Below are 18,124 nucleotides of genomic sequence, written 5' to 3'. Positions count from 1 at the left end.
GCGCGTCGATCACGGGTCCAGCCTGCCCGTACGCCTCGCCGGTCACACCATGGGACACGATGGGGGCGTGTCCATGCCGGAGCGGATCGGTCGCTACACCGTGCGCCGCCGTATCGGCAGCGGTGGTTTCGCCACCGTCTGGCTCGCCTACGACGAGCAGCTCGACGGCGCCGTCGCGATCAAGGTGCTGGCCGAGAACTGGTCCGATGACCACCAGGTGCGCGCCCGGTTCGCCGAGGAGGGCCGGTACCTGCGGCGCGTGGAGTCCCCGCACGTCGTGAGCGTCTACGACACCGGCGAGCTGACCGACGGTCGCCCGTACCTGGTGATGTCGTTCGCCGACCAGGGCACGCTCGCCGAGCGGCTGTCCACCGAACCGCTCTCGATCGCGCACGCGGCGGAGGTGCTGCGCCAGGTCGGTGCAGGGCTGCAGGCGCTGCACGACGCCGGGGTGCTGCACCGCGACGTCAAGCCCGCCAACGTGCTCTTCCGCACGGCCGAGGCCGGTTCCGGTCTCCCCGTGCGCGTCATGCTCGGCGACCTCGGGCTCGGCCGTTCCCTCGACATGTCCTCGCGACTGACGATGGTCGCCGGCACGCCCGCGTTCGTCGCACCCGAGCAGGCCGCCGGCGACAGCCCCGGCGCCGCCGCCGACCAGTACTCCCTCGGCGTGCTCGCCTACCTGCTGCTCACCGGCCGCACGCCCTGGACCTACGCGAGCCTGATGGCCGCGGCGTCACCGACGGAGATGCCGGCGCTGGGCGACGACGTCCCGCTCGCCGCCCAGGACGCCGTCCGCCGGGCGCTGGCGCGCGACCCCCGCCGGCGGTGGGCGTCGGTGACGGAGTTCGCCACCGTGCTCGGCGACGCGCTCGAGGCGGTCGGGGGGCCGACGACGCGGGCCGACGGGAGTCTCCTGGACAGCTGGGTGCCGCTCGACCCGCATCTGACCCACGCCGGAGCACGACCCTCGCCCCTTCCCGATCCGCCTCCGCGCTCCGACGACACCGGGAGCGGCGAGGAGGGCCGTGGGTCTCGCCGTCCGCGTCGCCCGTGGTCGCGCCGGGTGGTCACCGCCGGCGGCGCGATCGCGCTCGTACTCGGTGCCGCGGGCGGATGGGCCGGGCTGCGGATCGCGGAGAGCGCCCGCGTCGTCTCCAGCGACGCCGACGGGGCCGGCGGCGTGATCAGCGTGCAGGTACCGGAGGAGTGGACCGTCGTCGCCGACGAGCCGTGGACGCCGGACCTCGGTGCCGTCGCCGTCGAGGGCGAGTACCCGGCGCTCTCGGTGGGGGTGTCCGACGGCTGGTCCGCGGGCCGTCGGGACGGGGTCTTCCTCGGCATCCTGCCGCTCACCGACCTTCCGATGAGACTGCCCCGCCACGCCGACTGCGCGGACCGCGCCGCCCCGGTGCTCGCGGGGAGCCTGGCCGATCGCACCCGCACCGTCGTCGCGACGGCGTGCGAGCGCAACACCGTGGTCATCGATCGGGTCGCCCGGATCGACTCCGGGAGGGTGCTGTGGACGCAGGTGCGCGCCCCCGACCGCGCGACGGCGTTCGACGTCGTCGACTCGGCGCGGTTCGAGCCCGGTAGCTGACGCCTTCGGTCAGCGGTCGAGCGGTCATCGAGCCTGCCGAGATGGGGGTCTCGACAGGCTCGACCACCGGGAGGTCGGTCATCGAGCTTGTCGAGATAGGGGTCTCGGCGAGCTCGAACACCGGGAGGTCGGTCATCGAGCTTGTCGAGATGGGGGTCTCGGCGAGCTCGACCACCGGAGAGCGAGGCCGTCAGTCGACGGCCGTGACCCGCGCGGCGAAGGCGTCGAAGAGCCCGAGCAGCGCGGGAGCATCCTCCAGACGCCCGGCGACCGACATCTCCAGCGTTGCCGACGACGAGCCGGGCGCGGCGAACCACTGGAAGTAGTTGTGGCGCAGCCGGTTCTCACCGGTGCGCAGCGTGACGAGCAGCGTGCCGCGTCGCACGGCCTCGCGGACGCCGGTCGGCTCGGCGTCCACCCGGTCGACGACCTCCACCCCGCTCAGGTCCGGCGAGGCGAGGAGATCGGTGAGTTTGCGATCGGCCTCGGTCACCGGAGCGATGTGGTCGGCGATCACCTTCACGCGCAGGCTGTACCCGCCGGTGATCGGCTCGCCGGGTGGCCGGAAGCGCACCTCGGTGCAGGAGCGCAGCTCGTCGTCGGGCGTGGGTACCTCCGCCTCCCGCACGTAGCAGTACGACGTCCAGCCACGCGGTCGCACGATGCGCCAGGTCTGGGCGACGCCGCCCCCGATGCGCAGCCTGTCGAAGGTCGTCACCGGGGCCAGGGTCGGGTAGTCGATGTCGGCGATCGGCGGCGGCAGGGGTTCCTGCCAGCCCGGCAGCGCCGCGGCGCTCGGCGCGTCGAGTCCGCGTGCGGTGCTGGTGCCGGGCTCGGCGAGCACCGCGACCCCCGCCCCCGCGCCCGCGCCGAGGGCTGCGAGCAGCAGCCACAGCAGCAGGACCCGGATGCGCACGACGCCATCGTAGGAAGCACCCGTACCGTCGGCACGGTGAGCCACCTGTTGCTGCGCGGGGCGCGCCTCGTGCCGCTCGGCGCCGAGCCGCGAGACGCCCCCGTCGACGTCCTGATCCGCGACGGCGTCGTGACCGCCGTCGGTGAGCGTCTCCAGACCGCGGCCTCCGCCGTCGCGGGTGGCGTCGTCGAGGAGGTCGATGCCGCGGGGCGCTGGCTGATCCCGGGGTTGTGGGATCAGCACACCCATCTGGGCCAGTGGACGCTCTCGCGTTCGCGGCTCGACACCGCGGGGATGCAGTCTCCCGAAGCGTTGACGCAGCTCGTCGGCGAGCGAGTGGCGGCAGAGCCCGGTCGCCCCGTGATCGGGTGGGGGCACCGGCCAGCCGTCTGGCCGCGCGAGGTCGACGTCGCCGAGCTGGACGCCGTCTCGGGCGTGACGCCGGTGGTGCTGATCGCGGGCGACGGCCACCACGCCTGGCTCAACAGCGCCGCGCTCGCCGCACTGGGTCTCGGGGCGCGCCAGGACGTCGTCCGGGAGAACGAGTGGTTCGCCGCCTACGAACGGCTCACCCGGCTCACCGGCGACGCCGACACCACGCCCGCTGCGTACCGCGCCACGCTCGAGCACGCGGCGTCGATGGGCGTGGTCGGGCTCGTCGAGCTCGAGTTCTCCGGGGGCACCGACGACTGGGTCGAGCGGTGGCACGCCGGCTGCGACCTGCTGCGAGTACGGGTCGCCACCTACGCCGATCGGTTGGAGGAGGTGATCGGCGCCGGACTCCGCACCGGCGACCCGCTCGCCGACGACCCGGGACTGGTCGACCGCCTGGTGATGGGGCCGCTGAAGATCATCAGCGACGGCTCGCTCAACACCCGGACGGCGTGGTGCTGCGAGCCCTACGCCGACGCGGGCTCGCTCGAGCACCCCTGCGGCGCCGCCAACCTGGCGCCGCACGAGTTGCAGGCGCACCACGCCCGCGCCCACATGTCGGGTCTGGAGGTGGCCACGCACGCGATCGGCGACGCGGCGGTCGGCGCCGCCTTGGACGCCTACGCCGCGACGGGTGCTCGGGGTTCCATCGAGCACGCCCAGCTGATCGGCCTCGACGACGCCGTCCGGCTCGCCCGTCTCGGCCTGCGAGCCAGTGTGCAGCCCGCGCATCTGCTCGACGACCGCGACCTCGCCGAGTCGATCTGGCCCGGGCGCGGCCAGCGGACCTTCGCGTTCCGCTCGCTTCTCGACGCCGGTGTCCGTCTGGTGCTGGGGTCCGATGCCCCGGTCGCACCGCTCGACCCGTGGCTCGCCATGGCCGCCGCCGTCCACCGCAGCGCCGACGACCGCCCCGCCTGGCACCCCGAGCAGGCCCTCACGCCGACGGAGGCGCTCGCGGCCTCGGTCGACGAGCAACCGGGTGTCGGCGTCGGCTCGCGCGGTGACGTCGTCCTGCTCGACGCCGACCCGCTGGCTCCGCACGCCGAGACCGCCGACGCGGCCGCGGCGCTACGGGCCATCCCCGTCGCGCTCACCGTCGTCGCGGGTCGGGTGGTGCACCGGGCACTGTGACCTCGCCGCATCTCGGCAGGCTCGATGACCGGTGGTCGAGCCTGTCGAGGCCCGGTGAGCGGATCGCCGTTCGCCGGCGGCGGTCAGACCATCTCGAGGATCAGGTCCGCGACGGCGCGCTGCTCGGCCGGGTAGGGGTGCAGGCCCATGGCGCGCTTCGGGTCCCCGCGCACGCCGGCCACCCAGGGCTGACGGGAGCAGATGTCGTGTCCGCTGCTCGCCGTCCAGAGGTCGACGTACTCGGCGCCGGCGCGGGCACCGCCGTCGCGGACCGCTTCGACGAGCTGCTGGTTCAGCTCGAGGGTGTAGGGGTAGTCGCCCTCGGCCAGCGGCAGCTTGGCGCGGCACGATCCCTCGTCGGGCAGCAGCTGGGGGTAGCCCACGAAGAGGATCCGCGCGTTGGGTGCCCGCTTGCCGATCGCGCGGACGACCCGGGTGACGTTGCGCTCGATCGCGACGAGTTCGCGCTCGAGCTTGTCCTTGCCGCGTGCGTTGGTGTTCTGCTCGCGGCACGGCGATCCGGCGGGGTCGCTCTCGGCGATGGCCAGGCAGTCGAAGATCATCTTGGAGAAGAAGCTGGAGTCGTTCGCGCCGATGCCGAGGGTCACCAGGTCGGTCTCGGGCGAGAGCGCGTCGAGCTGCGGCGGCCGGATCTCGGAGGTGAACTTCTGCTCGGCGAACATGCTGGTCGTCGAGGCGCCGGAGCAGCTGACGTCGACGACCTTGATCCCGAGCTCGCGCGCCACCAGCGAGGGGTAGTTCTTGCGTGAGCGCAGGCAGTTGTCGATCTGCTCGTCGTCGGTCAGCGGGAACAGGGGGGCGGCGGTGTAGGAGTCGCCCATCGCCACATAGGTCGTGATCTCCCCCGAAGCGTCGGGAGCGGCCGACCCGGAGTCGTCGTCGTCCGGGGACGCCGACGACGTCCCCCGCGCGTCGGGCTCGCTGCCCGAGGAGGAGTCGCACGCGGCCAAGCCGGCGGCGAGCGCTGCGACGGCCACCGGCACCACGAGTGCGCGCACGACGCCGAGTCGAGTGGTGCGGGCCATGCCTCGCATCGTACGAGAGCGCTCCGAGCACGCCACATCCGCGCGGGGTCGGTGAGCCGTACTACCCCGGCGGCCGTGCCGGGCCGGGGTCGCCGTGGGGCGGGGTGAAGGCGAGGGCGATGGTGAGGGGGGGCACCGTCTCCCGGTGCTCGAGACGGTCGCCGTAGGCCTCCCGCAGCTGGGTCATCCGGTAGCGCACCGTCTGGGGGTGCACGAACAGCGCAGCGGCGACGTCGTCACGGCGGCCCTGGTGCAGCAGCCAGGCCCGGAGGGTGTCGATCAGCTTCTCCCGCGCAGCCGGACGCAGATCCGCCAGCGGCGCCAGGACGTCGCGGCGCAGGTCGGCCAGGGCTGCCGCGTCGGCGCCGACCACGAGCTCGGGCAGGTGCTGCTCGGTGTCGCCCTCGAGCCCGGCACGGCGCGCGCGCAGGGCGCGGTCGAACGAGGTGCCGACCTCGGCCCAGGGTCGAGGCGGGCCTGCGACGGCACCGCGCCCCCGCAGCGTGGCGAGAAGCCCCGAGCGGCCCCGATCATGCGCGTCCGGCACCAGCAGCAGGACGTCGTCCTCGAGTCCGACCGCCTCCGCCGTCTGCAGGGTTCGCGGCGGCAGGGCGCCGAGCACGGGCCGGACCTGCGACTCCGGCACGAGGACGGCGGTCAGCGTGCGCGGCATCGGCCACTCGGTCATAGCTGCCTCGTCGCGGGCCGCGAGTTCGTCGCCGGCCAGCAGGTGCCGCGCCAGACGCTCCAGGTGCCGCTGTCGCACCCGGCCGGTGGTCTCGAGCTCGTCGGTGTGCCCGGCGACGCTGGCCGCCGACAGTTCGTCGATGTAGGCGAAGACCAGGCCCGCGAAGGCTGCCAGCGTCTCGGCGTCGAGCCCCACGTGCAGGCCTCGCGCCGACATCGCCCGCCACGAGACCCGCGCGCCGATGCGGTATGCCGAGAGAAGCGCGTCGGTGCTCCGCGCGCTGCGCGCCTCGCCACGCCCCAGCTGGTAGGCGCCCTCGACGGCGGGGGCGGTGGGCGTGCCGTGGTGCATGCCGCTGCGGCCGCTCGCCAGGGAGAGGAAGCCGCCGAGCGCGATCTGCACCGCGCTGCGGATGGTGTCGCCCATGGGGCCGGCGAACGCGTCGGAGTAGCTCGGCACCTCCTCGATGATCGCGGCGACCACGTCGTCGGCGATGTCGGGGAGAGCGGCGCGGATGTCGTCGGCGGCGGCCAGGGGCAGCCGGACGCGGTGCTCGGCGGTACGACGGAGTTCTCGACGCAACGCGGTGCCCCCTTTCTTTGTCTTGTGCGAACAAAGAATGCCAGACGATTCACGTCCATCACGTAGGACTTTGTGCCGTTCGGCGGAGCACAGTGGGTGTCATGAGCAGCATCTCTCTCCCGCGGGTCGCCACGCCGGCCGCGGCCGGCACCACGTGGCGCGATCGACTGCGCCGCGTCGCCGACGCCGCCGTCACCCCGCTCGACCTCGACGACGTCCTCGACGTCTTCGCGCCGCTGCGAGCCGGTGCCCCGTTGCGCGGTCGGATCGTCGAGGTGCGGCCGGAGACGGCGCACTCGGCGACGATCGTGCTCGAGCCGGGCAAGGACTGGCGCGGTCACCAGCCCGGGCAGTACGTCCGCGTCGGCGTCGAGGTGGACGGGATCCGCCTGTGGCGCACCTACTCCCTCACGCACGGCCCGCGCCGCGACGGCTACATCAGCATCACGGTCAAGGCGATCCCCGGCGGCGTCGTCTCCGGGCACCTGGTGCACCGCGCTCGCGTCGGCCAGGTCGTGCAGCTGGACCAGGCGCAGGGCGACTTCGTGCTGCCACCGCAGACATGGACCACGCCCGAGCCGGCGAAGCTGCTCATGGTCACCGGCGGCTCCGGCATCACGCCGGTCGTCGGGATGCTGCGCAACCTGTTCAACCGGGCGACGCCGGTGCGCGCGGACATCGTGCTCCTGCACTCCGCGCTCACCCACGACGACGTCATCTTCGGCCGCGAGCTGCGCGAGTACGCCGAGCGCGGCCTGATCACGCTGATCGAGCGCCACACCGACGTCGACGGCATGCTCGCCGTCACCGAGCTCGAGCAGCTCGTGCCCGATCTGGTCGAGCGCACCACCTACGCCTGCGGCCCCGCGGGACTCCTCGATGCGCTCGAGGAGTTCTGTGCCGCCGCGGGCCTGCCGCTGCATGTCGAGCGGTTCCGCCCGCCGGTGCTCAGCGGTCTCGAGGACGCCGAGGGCGGCACGGTCGCCTTCGCCGACGGAACCGTCGTCGACGCAGGCGGCACGACGCCGATCCTCGACGCCGGCGAGGCGGCCGGCGTGCTCATGCCGAGCGGTTGCCGGATGGGCGTCTGCTTCGGCTGTGTGGTGCCGATGACCGCCGGTGCCGTGCGCGACCTGCGCAACGGTGCGCTCACCATCGCCGTCCCCGGTGAGACCGGGCCGGGCGGCATCCCGATCCAGACCTGCGTCAGCGCCGCGGCCGGCGACTGCACGATCGACGTCGGTGGCTGAGGAGCGAGCGCCAGCGAGCGTCTCGAAGCCCCGCTAGTCGACCGAGTACGAGGAGAACCACGATGACCGTCATCACCAAGCAGCCCGTCAGCCCGATCGCCCACCTCTCGACCTCCGACATCGAGCTGCTGGGCAAGGAGCTCGACGAGATCCGCCAGAGCGTGCTCGACAGCCGCGGCGAGTCCGACGCCGCCTACATTCGCACCGTCGTCGACGTGCAGCGCAAGCTCGAGCTCGGCTCGCGCGCCGTCCTGCTGGCCAGTGCGTTCCCGCCCGCCTGGATCGCCGGCACGATCGGCCTCAGCATCGCCAAGATCCTGGAGAACATGGAGATCGGGCACAACGTCATGCACGGTCAGTGGGACTGGATGCGCGATCCGAAGATCCACTCCACGACCTGGGAGTGGGACAACGCCTCGACCGCCGAGGGCTGGAAGCACAGCCACAACGAGCTGCACCACACGTACACGAACATCATCGGCAAGGACAACGACCTCGGCTACGGCATCATGCGCGTCGACGAGGACCAGCGCTGGCACCCGATGTACCTGGTGCAGCCGCTCTGGAACTTCATCAACGCCTGCTTCTTCGAGTACGGCATCGCCGCCTACGACCTCGAGCTCGGCCGCAACCTGCGGGTGCCCAAGGAGAAGCGCAGCCCCGAGTTCACCCGCAGCCTGAAGAAGACGCTCGGCAAGATCCGCAAGCAGGCCACCAAGGACTACCTCGTCCACCCCGGTCTGGCCCTGCCGTTCGGCGCGGCACCGCAGGTGCTGGCAGCCAACTTCATCGCGAACGTCGTCCGCAACGTGTGGTCGCACTCGGTGATCATGTGCGGTCACTTCCCCGAGGGGGTGGAGACGTTCGAGAGGAAGTCGATCCCGGACGACGAGTCGCGCGGTGACTGGTACCTGCGTCAGATGCTCGGCTCGGCCAACATCTCCGGCGGCAAGCTGCTCCACCTGATGTCGGGCAATCTCAGCCACCAGATCGAGCACCACCTCTTCCCCGACCTGCCGAGCAACCGCTACGTCGAGGTCGCCCCGCAGGTGCGCGAGGTCTTCGAGAAGTACGGCCTGAACTACCACACCGCGCCGATGCCGCAGCAGGTCTACTCGGCCTGGCACAAGGTCGTGCGGCTCTCGCTGCCCAACGGATGGCTGGCCACCACGACCCCGCGCAACCTGCCTCAGCAGCTCAAGCTGCTCTACGGCATGTCGACCGGCGGGCCGAAGATCCGTCGCGCCGCTCAGGCCCGCCTCGAGCAGCTCGCTCGCCGTCAGGCCGCCGCTGCCTGAGGTAGGCGGTTGTCTCACCGGGTTTCGTGACGCCTCGCGGCGGAGACGGTGAGGTCATGCACGACCTCCTCGTCGGGCGGCACGGACGTGCCCGCCATCTCCCGGCCGCCGTCCTGCTGACGTCGCTGGTGCTCCTGATCGGTCTGCTGGTGACGCCGTCGCGGGCACCGGCGCAGGAGCCGCAGTGGCAGCTCGCCGCCCGGAGCGGCGCGCTCGCACCGAAGACCGTCCGTGTGACGACGCCGGTGAAGCTCACCGGGCGGGCGCCGGCGCCCGCCCGACGTCGGGTGATCCTGGAGCGCGCCGTGCCCGGCGGTCGCTGGGTCGCCGTCGACAAGGCCCGCACCAATCGCAAGCGCGCCTTCTCCCTGACCGCGCCGACGGGCTGGTACGCCAGCCATCGCCTGCGGGTGCGGGCACCGAAGGTGAAGGGACACCGCGGATGGTCGCGCGCCTCGCGTCTCGACGTCGTGCCCGGCTACGAGCCGGTCGGATCGGCGAAGGCGTACCGGTTCTACGACCAGCACGCGCGCTGGAATCCGTGTCGGCCGATCCGGTGGCGGTACAACCCACGGGGCGGCTTCAACGGCGCCAAGGCCCTGCTCGACGTCGCGGTGGAGCAGATCCGCCGCGCCACCGGTCTCGCCTTCCGCTACGCCGGCACCACCTCCGACGTGCCGATGCAGGGCCGGGTGGGCCGCAGTGCCGACCTGGTGATCGGGTGGTCGACCCCGCAGCAGACGCCGATCCTGGCGGGCCGTGTCGCGGGCGCGGCCACCTACCGCTCGTGGGGGCCGAGCGGGAGCAAGCAGGAGATCTACGTCGCCGAGGTCGCGCTCGACTCCACCGATCGCGACAACCTCGCGCCCGCCGTCGTCCCCGACGCGAGCGGCAAGCCGACTTGGACGCAGGTCTTCACCCACGAGCTCGGCCACACCGTCGGGCTCGCCCATGTCGGGTCGGTCGACCAGATGATGAACGCCTCGGTGATGGCGTCCAACCCGCGGTTGGGCCTGGGCGATCTGGTCGGGATGTCGAAGAAGGGCGCGTCGAAGGGTTGTTGGAACCACGCCGCCGGGCATCCGAGTCGCCGCTCGGCGCGCATCGTCGCAGGAGCGGACGACGGGTGGAGCGGGGTCGGCATCGGTCGCGAGGTCCTCGTGGTCGAGGAGCCGATCCCCGCCGGTTCACCTGATGCTCATCACGACGACGTGTCGAATTAGGAACTGTTTGTCTATCTATGTTGTCATATTAACGTGATGCGTCCCCTCCGCGCCCGTCCGGGCATCGCCGTGCTCGCGGTGGCCTCCCTGGCCACCCTGCTCGCAGCCGACCTCGCGTCGGTAGCTCTCGGCGCGGAGCAGAGCGCTTCCCCCGCCCCGCAGAGCGTCGTCGGTGACGGCGCGGACCAGGCCACGGACCGGGCGCCGATCTCGTCGCCGACCAGTCGGCCGGCGGCCGGGTTCGCAGCACCTCTCACGGTGCGCGCTACCGCGAGCCGGGGTGCGGCGACGCGTACCGCCGCCACGGCGACCGTCTCCGACATCCCGGCAGTCGCGTTGGCCGCCTACCAGCGGACCGAAGCGGTCATCGCCGGAGCCGACGCCGGGTGTGGTCTGCAGTGGCAGCTGATCGCCGCCATCGCGCGAGTCGAGAGCGACCACGGGCGATTCGGCGGCGCGACCCTGGGCGAGGACGGCGTGGCCCGACCCTCGATCCGCGGTCCGGTGCTCGACGGGACGGGAGGCACCCGCGTCATCGGCGACACCGACGGCGGCCAGCTCGACGGGGACGACCGCTTCGACCGCGCCGTGGGTCCGCTCCAGTTCATCCCCACCACCTGGAACACGATGGGCGTGGACGGCGACGGCGACGGCGTCCGGAACCCGCACGACATCGACGACGCGGCGGTCGCGGCCGGGGTCTACCTCTGCTCGGCCGACGACGACCTCGCCACCGTCACGGGTCGGCGCAGCGCGGTCTACCGCTACAACCACAGTGCCAGCTACGTCGACCTGGTACTCGCCGTCGCCGACGCCTATCTGGCGGGGGACCCCTTCGTCCGGGTCGGCCTGCCGGTGCCGGTGATCCAGGCCGGCGCGATCACCACGGGCGGAGCGCGCCCCGCGGCGTCGCAGCCCGCCGAGCCGCGCCGTCAGGACGGCGGGAACCGGGCAGCCCTCGGGCCGTCGCGCGAGGGCCGTCCGGACGCGAGGCCGCATCGGCCGAAGCCCGATCCGGAGCCCGATCCGGAGCCCGGTGGCGAGACGCCGATCGAGCCCGAGCCCACCTCACTCACTCCCGAGGAGGCAGCGGACTACTGCGTCTCGCTCGAGCTGGTCGACGACCCCGACGTCGCCGACGACGAGTACGACCAGTGCCTCGTGGAGTACACGCTGGTGGAGACGGCGGAGCCGACCGAGCCCCCCGCCCCGTCCGCGCCGACCCCGACCCAGCCCGCCACGGGCGCCCCGGGTTCGACGTCGCCCAGCCCGGCTCCCGCGCCCGCGGCGACCGCGACGGCCTCGGCCGGCCCGGCCACCTGACGGGCGCCGCACCGCACGCTCACCACGCGCTGCTAAGAATGGGTCATGGCTTCCATCACCCTCGGCGGTAACCCGGTGTCCACGGTCGGCGAGCTCCCGGCAGCAGGCGCGCCGGCTCCGGGCTTCGACCTGATCGGCTCCGACTTCAGTGCGGTCTCCCGCACCGACGGCGTCCGCACCGTCCTCAACATCTTCCCGAGCATCGACACCGGCGTGTGCGGTGCCAGCGTGCGCAAGTTCAACGAGCTCGCCGCCGGCCTCGACAACACCCAGGTCGTCAACGTCTCGGCCGACCTGCCGTTCGCCCAGGCCCGCTTCTGCGGCGCCGAGGGCATCGAGAACGCCGTTGCTGCCTCGGGCTTCCGCTCCAGCTTCGGTGACGACTACGGCGTTCGGATGCTCGACGGCAAGTTCGAGGGTCTCTTCGCCCGCTCGGTCGTCGTGATCGACGCCGACGGCACCGTGCTGCACAGCCAGCTCGTACCCGAGATCGCCACCGAGCCCGACTACGACGCCGCGGTCGCCGCTCTCTCCTGACCCGGAGGCGTAGCGCGTTCGGAGCCGGACGCGCTACGCCGCTCGAAAGGGTCGTCTCAGGTCGTCGTCTCCTGCACGATTCCGAGCAGGTCGCGGACGGCGCCGGCCGGAGGCCGGCTGCTGCCCACCCAGACGGCGGTGAAGGCACGGCGCAGGTCCAACCCCGCCACGGCCACCCGCACCAGCAGTCCGACCTCGACGTCGCGCGTCGCGACCCGGGCGCTGACGAACGCCGGTGGCGCACCTGCGGCCACGGTGGCGAGCACCGCAGCCGTCGTCGTCGCCTCCGAGTCGGGTGCGGACGGCGCGACGCCGGCGGCGCGCAGCGCCCGCTCCCACACCGAACGCGTACCCGACCCGGGTTCGCGGCTCGTCAGTGCGCGCCCGCCGATCTCCGACGGCGTGAGCGGCGTTCGGCGTCGTGCCCAGGCATCGTCCGGCGCCGCGACGAGGACGAGCTCGTCGTGGCCGATCACCCGGGTGGCCAGCCCCGACACGTCGCCGGGGCCCTCGATGAACCCGAGGTCGGCCTCCCCGGCGCGGACGGCGTCCAGCACGCCGGCGGTGTTGGCGGCGCGGAAGGTCGCCGCGATCCCGCGTTCCTGCCGGAGGCGCACCAGCCACCGGGGCAGGAGGTGCTCGGCGATCGTCATGCTCGCCTGGACGTGCAGTTCGCGGGAGCGGTCCTCGCGCAGCGTCCGGACCGCCGCCACCAGGTCGTCGGCGTGATCGAGCAGCGGAGCCGACCACTCCACCAGCAGCCGGCCGGCCTCGGTCAGGGTCGACCCGCGCGCCGCACGCGCCAGGAGCGGGAGGCCGGTCAGTGCCTCGAGGGTGCGCAGGCGCTCCGACGCAGCCTGCTGCGAGATGCCGGCACGGCGTCCTGCCGCACCGATGCTGCCCAGCCGGGCGACGTCGGTGAGCAGGCGCAGCGAGCCGAGATCGGGCAGCTCGGCGGGTCGGTCCGAGAAGCGGGTCGGAGGCACGGTCACAGGCTATCCCTGTGGGTACACAGGGACGAGAGCTCTACTCCCGAGGTCGCGGTGCGAGCACCGTGGTCACATGCCCGTCATCACCACCCACCCACGAACGGCCGCGGCGGGGATACCGAACGTGAATTCGCTGGTGGATCGCCTGGAATCGACCGATTCACCGACCAAATCCCGTTTGCTATCTCGCCCGGTGGCCCCCGGACTGGTCGCGACGCCCCTCGTCGTCCCGCCGATCTGGTTCAGCGTCGTGATGGGCACCTCGATGGTCGCCCTGCTGGTGGCCGACGCCGCGCCCACGGTCGCCCTGTCGGTCTGGGTGGTGGCTGCGGTCGCGGGCGGGCTGGTGCTGGTCGGCATCCGTATCGACGGACGGTGGTACGGCGGGCACCCCGTGCTCGCCCACGGCTACGGCGCGGCGTCGATGGCCGCGATGAGCCTCGGAGCCGCCGGGTTGGCCACCCAGGGCCCGCACGGCACGCCGCTGCTGCTGCATGCCGTGCTCTGGACGCTCGGCACCGCGCTCGGTCTGGCCACCGCACTCGGCACCACCTGGTCGACGCGCCGCACGCCGCTGACGCAGGTCGGACCATGGTGGCTGCTCGCCGTCGTACCGCCGACCGTCAGCGCGACCACGGGCGCGCCGCTCGTGCAGGCCCTCCCCGATGGTGGCATGCGGACCGCGCTGCTCGCCTGCTGCTACATGTTCCTCGTCACGAGCCTCGCGCTCACCGCACGTGTGCTGGCGCTGCTCGCGGCCCGGGTGCGTCGGCACGGATGGGGCGAGCCGGCGGTGATGGTGTCGTGGCTGATCGTGCTCGGTCCTCTCGGCCAGTCGATCACCGCGCTCGACCACCTGGCCGACGTCGGGGGCTCGCGCGCTCTCGCCCAGGCCTACGGGCCGCCGGTGCTCGCGCTCGCCCTGCTGTGGCTCGCCGTCGCGGCGGGGCTCGTCCTCCGCGCTCGACCGCGGTTCAACCTCGGCTGGTGGGCACTGACGTTCCCGGTCGGCACCGTTGCGACCGGCGCGGCGTCGATGGGAGCCGACACGCTCGCCGGGGTGCTGACCGCGGGCGTGGTGGCCGCCTGGCTCGTCGTCGCGCCCCGCACCGTGGCCGGCGTCCTGGACGGCTCGCTGCTCCGCTGAACCGCAGGGATCCCACCCGGTGGGTGAGAAGCGAGCGCCAGCCGTCCCCCGGTGGTTGAGGAGCGAGCGCCAGCCGTCCCCCGGTGGTTGAGGAGCGAGCGCAGCGAGCGTCTCGAAACCCGGTGAGACGGAAGGTCTCATTTCACCCGTCGGCGAGCCGGTAGGTCGACGTCGCCTGCGCGCGCCCGCGGAGGACGACGTCGGCGTCGGGCTGCCAGCGGGCGCGCTCACCGTCGGTCGACGCCTCGACGGCGGCCGCCGCGGCGAGGATCCCGCCGGGCACGTCCTTGGCGAGGTCGGTCAGACGTGCGGCGGAGTTCACCGCGTCGCCGATCACGGTGTACTCGAATCGGCTCTGGTGGCCGACGTTCCCGGCGACCACCTCGCCGGTCGCCACGCCGATCCCGACGCCGACCTCGGGCACCTCCTCGGCGAGACGTCGTGCCATCTCACGCGCAGCGGCGAGCGCGGCCGAGGCGTGGTCGGGCTGTTCGATCGGCACGCCGAACACCGCGAGCACGGCGTCGCCGATGAACTTGTTCACCAGCCCGTGGTGGCGGTCGACCTCGTCGACCACGACGCCGAAGAACCGGTTGAGCATCGCCACGACCTCGGTGGGGGAGTGCTCGGTGGCGTAGGTCGTCGAGCCGACCAGGTCGACGAAGAGCACCGATGCCGAGCGCTCCTCGCCGCCGAGCTCGACCTCGCCGGCGGCTGCGGCCTGCGCCACCTCCTGGCCGACGTGACGCCCGAAGAGGTCGCGCAGGTGCTCGCGCTCGCGCAGGCCGTGCACCATCTGGTTGAAGCCCGACTGCAGTTGGCCGAGCTCGGTGCCGTCGTAGACGGCGACCGTGCGGCTCAGGTCGCCCCGCTCGACGTCGAGCAGCGCGTCGCGCACCGACCGCACCGGCTCGACCACCGAGCGTGCGTTCAGCACCGTGATGAGCAGACCGAAGCAGAGCACGACCGCGCCGATGACCAGCATGGTGACCGCCAGTCGCGTGGCGCTGGTGTCGCGCAGGGTGAGCGCGAGCAACGCCGTCACGGTGAGCGAGGCCATCGGGACGCCGGTGCCCAGCACCCAGAAGATCACCATCCGCACACCCACCCCGGCGCCGGGCGGCCGGCTGGTGAAGGGTGCGGCGGCGAGCGCGCGCGCCGCGACGGGCCGCAGCGCGAACTGCGAGAAGAGGTAGGAGACCGCGCACACCATCGAACCGGCGACGGCGATCGACAGCCCGGTCGACGTCGCCCGCTCCGGTTGCAGGACGAGGGCGAGCCCCACGAAGAGGGCGACGGCGCCGAGCCAGAGCCAGCCCTGCATCACCGTGAGCCGCAGCGGTACCCGCAACGCGTCGACCCGCTCACGCGGCGTCGGCTCGACCCCGGACGTCGTGGCCCAGCGCAGCGCCCGCAGGGCGGTGGTCGTGCCGAACACCGCCCCGACCACGACGGCGAACGCCACGTAGGTCGGCACTCCGATGGCGAGGGAGAGCAGGGTGCCGCGGTTCGCGTCGGGCGCGGGGATCACGATGGCCGAGGAGACGAACACCGCGCCCGCGCCGACCAGGTTGGCGGTGATGAGCAGCGCCGTCAGGAGCAGCTGGACGCGGACGCGCAGCGCGCGGGGGGACTGGTCGGCAGGCCCGAGCAGTCGCGAGCCGAACGGCGTCCGGGTGCGGCGGCGCCGGCGACTGGTCACGAGCGGACAGTAGTGCGTGAGCGCCACCCCCCGCGGGGGCAGATAGGCGCGTTGGTTCACGCCGATGACCGGTCTCGTTCCATACTGGTGGGCGGTGCGCCCTCGCGCTGTCCACGAGCGCGCCGTCCGAACCATCCACGAAGGGACCAGAGCCTTGTCGACGTCCACCCCTGAAGCGGCCCCCAAGGCCGACCGGGTGCCCGCCAAGGACAAGTTGGTGACGGCTGCTCCGCCGAGCAAGACCCGAGCCGAATACCGCCCCGACATCGACGGCATCCGCGGCGCCGCCGCCATCATGGTGATGGGCTTCCACGCCCAGGTCCCCGGCTTCGAGGGCGCCTACATCGGGCTCGACCTGTTCTTCGTGGTCTCCGGCTACGTCATCACCGGTCTGCTGATGTACGAGTTCGGCAAGACCGGGCGGATCAAGTGGGGCGCGTTCTACGCCCGCCGCGCGCGCCGTCTGATCCCCGCCAAGGCGACGATGCTGATCGGCGTCCTCGCGCTCAGCTACTTCATCGCGACACCCAACGGCGCCAAGCAGACGGCACAGTCCGCCGCGGCCGCCGCGGGCTTCTTCTCCAACTTCTACTTCTGGCAGCAGGACGACGTCGACTACTTCGGCCACCAGCCGGGCACCGGGGTGCTGCTGCACACCTGGTCGCTGTCGGTGGAGGAGCAGTTCTACCTGGCGCTCCCGGTGCTCATCCTCGTGGCGTGGCTGGTCGCCAAGCTCCTGCGCGTGGAGCTGATGCGGACGCTGCTCCTCACCTGCGTGATCTTGACCGTGGCCTCGCTGTGGCTGGCCATCGTGTGGGCCGACCCGTACCCCAAGGCCGCCTACTACATGCCGATCACCCGAGCCTTCGAGTTCCTGATGGGGGTGGCGCTCGCGCTGGTGGTCCGCAAGATCCGGGTCTCCTACGACCTGCGTGAGGTGATGGGCCTCGCCGGTGTCGCCATCTGCGCGTTCGTGATCTGGAAGCCGATGCCGACCGACGGCTACCCCAGCTACTGGGCCCTGCTGCCGACCACCGCGGCCGTCCTGATGACCTGGGCCGGCGTCGGCGGTCCGACGATCGTGACCCGCTTCCTCTCGTGGAAGCTCCTGGTGTGGCTCGGCCTGCTCTCCTACGGCTGGTACCTGTGGCACTGGCCGTTCCTCGTGCTGGGTGAGGCCTACAACCTCGCCACGCCGCCGCTGTGGGCTCGCGTCGTCCTGATCATGGCCGCGCTCGGCGTCTCGTGGTTGAGCTACCGCTTCATCGAGGGTCGCTTCTACAAGCGTTCCGGACAGGTCTCCGCGACCGGCAAGACCTGGGGCTCGCGCCGGGTGATCATCGCCGGCGTCCTGTCGATGGCGACTGTCGCCGGCCTCGCCGGCGGTGCCGTCGCGCTGAACGACGAGCGCGCGAAGTCGCCGGCCTGGCAGAAGGTCGACGAATGGCAGAAGGACGTGCCGAAGATGCCGGCCGAGTGCCTCGGCTCCACCTTCATCCCCGACAGGCCCCAGCAGTGCCGCCTCACCGACTTCGACCGCAAGGCCCCGACCGTGGTGCTGTGGGGCGACTCGCACGCCTGGATGTACATCCCGGGCATCCAGGCGGCTGCGCGCAAGCGCAACGTCAACCTGGTGGCGTTCGTGATGGGCGCCTGTCCTCCCTACATCCCGCCGGACGACTCCACGATCGCCTGCTCGCGCAACAACCAGATGGCGCTCGACTTCGTCCAGCGGTTGGCTGATCGCAAGCCGCCCGTGCGCGTGATCGCGAGTGCGAGCTGGGAGACCTATCGCGGCTCGAGCACGCCCGGCCTGATCCAGGAGGGCGCCCTCGACGGCAATCAGAGCCAGTACATCGAGAACATCGCCCAGCTCTTCAACGGCGGCGTCGACGACTGGTTCGAGACGGTCGGAAGCCTCGGTATCGACGTCGACATCGTCGGACCCACGCCGACCATCCCGCGTGAGGCGCCGACCTGCGAGGCCGTGCCGCGGCCGTACTCCTGCGACGTGCAGCGCGACAAGGCGATCCTCGACGAGGAGGAGAACGTCACCTGGCTCAAGGAGCAGATGGCCGAGTACTTCCCCGACACCTCGCGCTTCATCGACGTCACCAAGTCGCTGTGCAACGAGAGTCTCTGCTTCGCCGAGAACCAGGGAGTCCTCTACTACTTCGACGACAACCACATCAGCGCGCAGATGTCGCGCCGGTTGAAGAAGCAGTTCGCGCCGAGCATCCGGGCAGTGTCCTGACGC

14 protein-coding genes are annotated in these 18,124 nt (G+C 72.2%); 9 read left to right on the top strand and 5 right to left on the bottom strand.

Going from position 1 to position 18,124, the window contains the following annotated elements; all coding sequences use genetic code 11:
- The first annotated feature begins 73 nt into the window (after positions 1-73).
- Positions 74-1,600, top strand: a complete 1,527-nt coding sequence (locus KSO97_RS10135; RefSeq protein ID WP_232678585.1) for a serine/threonine-protein kinase — start codon at positions 74-76, stop codon at positions 1,598-1,600.
- A 190-nt stretch (positions 1,601-1,790) separates the two neighbouring features.
- Here the strand turns inward: KSO97_RS10135 and KSO97_RS10130 are convergent, their stop codons facing one another.
- A complete protein-coding gene (locus KSO97_RS10130) occupies positions 1,791-2,516 on the bottom strand; it encodes a hypothetical protein (RefSeq protein WP_232678466.1) in 726 nt (241 codons plus the stop codon).
- 36 nt (positions 2,517-2,552) lie between these two features.
- On the opposite strand from KSO97_RS10130, the gene KSO97_RS10125 reads away from it, so the two are divergent.
- Complete coding sequence (locus KSO97_RS10125) at positions 2,553-4,082, top strand: amidohydrolase (protein ID WP_232678464.1); 1,530 nt, start codon at positions 2,553-2,555, stop codon at positions 4,080-4,082.
- Positions 4,083-4,165: 83 nt separating this feature from the next.
- Here the strand turns inward: KSO97_RS10125 and KSO97_RS10120 are convergent, their stop codons facing one another.
- The gene (locus KSO97_RS10120) at positions 4,166-5,128 is read right to left on the bottom strand and encodes an SGNH/GDSL hydrolase family protein (protein WP_232678462.1); all 963 of its coding nucleotides are present in this window, start codon (positions 5,126-5,128) and stop codon (positions 4,166-4,168) included.
- A gap of 61 nt (positions 5,129-5,189) precedes the next feature.
- The gene (locus KSO97_RS10115; RefSeq protein ID WP_232678461.1) at positions 5,190-6,398 is read right to left on the bottom strand and encodes a helix-turn-helix domain-containing protein; all 1,209 of its coding nucleotides are present in this window, start codon (positions 6,396-6,398) and stop codon (positions 5,190-5,192) included.
- Between the two features lie 101 nt (positions 6,399-6,499).
- Between KSO97_RS10115 and KSO97_RS10110 the strand changes: the two genes are divergently transcribed.
- The 5 genes from KSO97_RS10110 to tpx all read left to right on the top strand — a co-directional run bounded on the left by KSO97_RS10110 (position 6,500) and on the right by tpx (position 12,029).
- Positions 6,500-7,648 carry a ferredoxin reductase gene (locus KSO97_RS10110; protein WP_232678459.1) on the top strand — a complete coding sequence of 383 codons (1,149 nt, stop codon included), beginning with the start codon at positions 6,500-6,502 and terminating at the stop codon, positions 7,646-7,648.
- Between the two features lie 62 nt (positions 7,649-7,710).
- Complete coding sequence (locus tag KSO97_RS10105) at positions 7,711-8,946, top strand: acyl-CoA desaturase (RefSeq protein WP_232678457.1); 1,236 nt, start codon at positions 7,711-7,713, stop codon at positions 8,944-8,946.
- A gap of 56 nt (positions 8,947-9,002) precedes the next feature.
- Positions 9,003-10,169 carry a hypothetical protein gene (locus tag KSO97_RS10100; RefSeq protein WP_232678455.1) on the top strand — a complete coding sequence of 389 codons (1,167 nt, stop codon included), beginning with the start codon at positions 9,003-9,005 and terminating at the stop codon, positions 10,167-10,169.
- Positions 10,170-10,205: 36 nt separating this feature from the next.
- On the top strand, positions 10,206-11,492 hold the full coding sequence (locus KSO97_RS10095) for a lytic transglycosylase domain-containing protein (protein ID WP_232678453.1): 1,287 nt from the start codon (positions 10,206-10,208) through the stop codon (positions 11,490-11,492).
- Between the two features lie 45 nt (positions 11,493-11,537).
- Positions 11,538-12,029 (top strand): thiol peroxidase, encoded by a 492-nt coding sequence (gene tpx, locus KSO97_RS10090; protein WP_232678451.1) that lies wholly within the window; start codon positions 11,538-11,540, stop codon positions 12,027-12,029.
- 56 nt (positions 12,030-12,085) lie between these two features.
- On the opposite strand, the gene KSO97_RS10085 is transcribed toward tpx, so the two are convergent.
- A complete protein-coding gene (locus tag KSO97_RS10085) occupies positions 12,086-13,015 on the bottom strand; it encodes a LysR family transcriptional regulator (RefSeq protein ID WP_232678449.1) in 930 nt (309 codons plus the stop codon).
- A gap of 196 nt (positions 13,016-13,211) precedes the next feature.
- Between KSO97_RS10085 and KSO97_RS10080 the strand changes: the two genes are divergently transcribed.
- Positions 13,212-14,165: a hypothetical protein gene (locus tag KSO97_RS10080; RefSeq protein WP_232678447.1), complete on the top strand. Its 954-nt coding sequence runs from the start codon at positions 13,212-13,214 to the stop codon at positions 14,163-14,165.
- 142 nt (positions 14,166-14,307) lie between these two features.
- On the opposite strand, the gene KSO97_RS10075 is transcribed toward KSO97_RS10080, so the two are convergent.
- Positions 14,308-15,867 (bottom strand): adenylate/guanylate cyclase domain-containing protein, encoded by a 1,560-nt coding sequence (locus KSO97_RS10075; RefSeq protein WP_232678445.1) that lies wholly within the window; start codon positions 15,865-15,867, stop codon positions 14,308-14,310.
- 154 nt (positions 15,868-16,021) lie between these two features.
- Between KSO97_RS10075 and KSO97_RS10070 the strand changes: the two genes are divergently transcribed.
- The gene (locus KSO97_RS10070; protein WP_232678443.1) at positions 16,022-18,121 is read left to right on the top strand and encodes an acyltransferase family protein; all 2,100 of its coding nucleotides are present in this window, start codon (positions 16,022-16,024) and stop codon (positions 18,119-18,121) included.
- Positions 18,122-18,124 lie beyond the last annotated feature (3 nt).

This window comes from Nocardioides sp. R-C-SC26 (genome assembly GCF_021246465.1).
GTDB lineage: Bacteria > Actinomycetota > Actinomycetes > Propionibacteriales > Nocardioidaceae > Nocardioides.
This window is presented reverse-complemented; position numbering and strand designations above follow the sequence as displayed.

What these genes read in the sequence shown, in the direction of transcription:
- KSO97_RS10135 (WP_232678585.1), top strand. Translation starts at nt 74, where the DNA reads ATGCCGGAGCGGATCGGTCGCTACACCGTGCGCCGCCGTATCGGCAGC.
- KSO97_RS10120 (WP_232678462.1), bottom strand. Translation starts at nt 5,128, where the DNA reads ATGGCCCGCACCACTCGACTCGGCGTCGTGCGCGCACTCGTGGTGCCG.
- KSO97_RS10110 (WP_232678459.1), top strand. Translation starts at nt 6,500, where the DNA reads ATGAGCAGCATCTCTCTCCCGCGGGTCGCCACGCCGGCCGCGGCCGGC.
- KSO97_RS10105 (WP_232678457.1), top strand. Translation starts at nt 7,711, where the DNA reads ATGACCGTCATCACCAAGCAGCCCGTCAGCCCGATCGCCCACCTCTCG.
- KSO97_RS10100 (WP_232678455.1), top strand. Translation starts at nt 9,003, where the DNA reads ATGCACGACCTCCTCGTCGGGCGGCACGGACGTGCCCGCCATCTCCCG.
- KSO97_RS10095 (WP_232678453.1), top strand. Translation starts at nt 10,206, where the DNA reads ATGCGTCCCCTCCGCGCCCGTCCGGGCATCGCCGTGCTCGCGGTGGCC.
- tpx (WP_232678451.1), top strand. Translation starts at nt 11,538, where the DNA reads ATGGCTTCCATCACCCTCGGCGGTAACCCGGTGTCCACGGTCGGCGAG.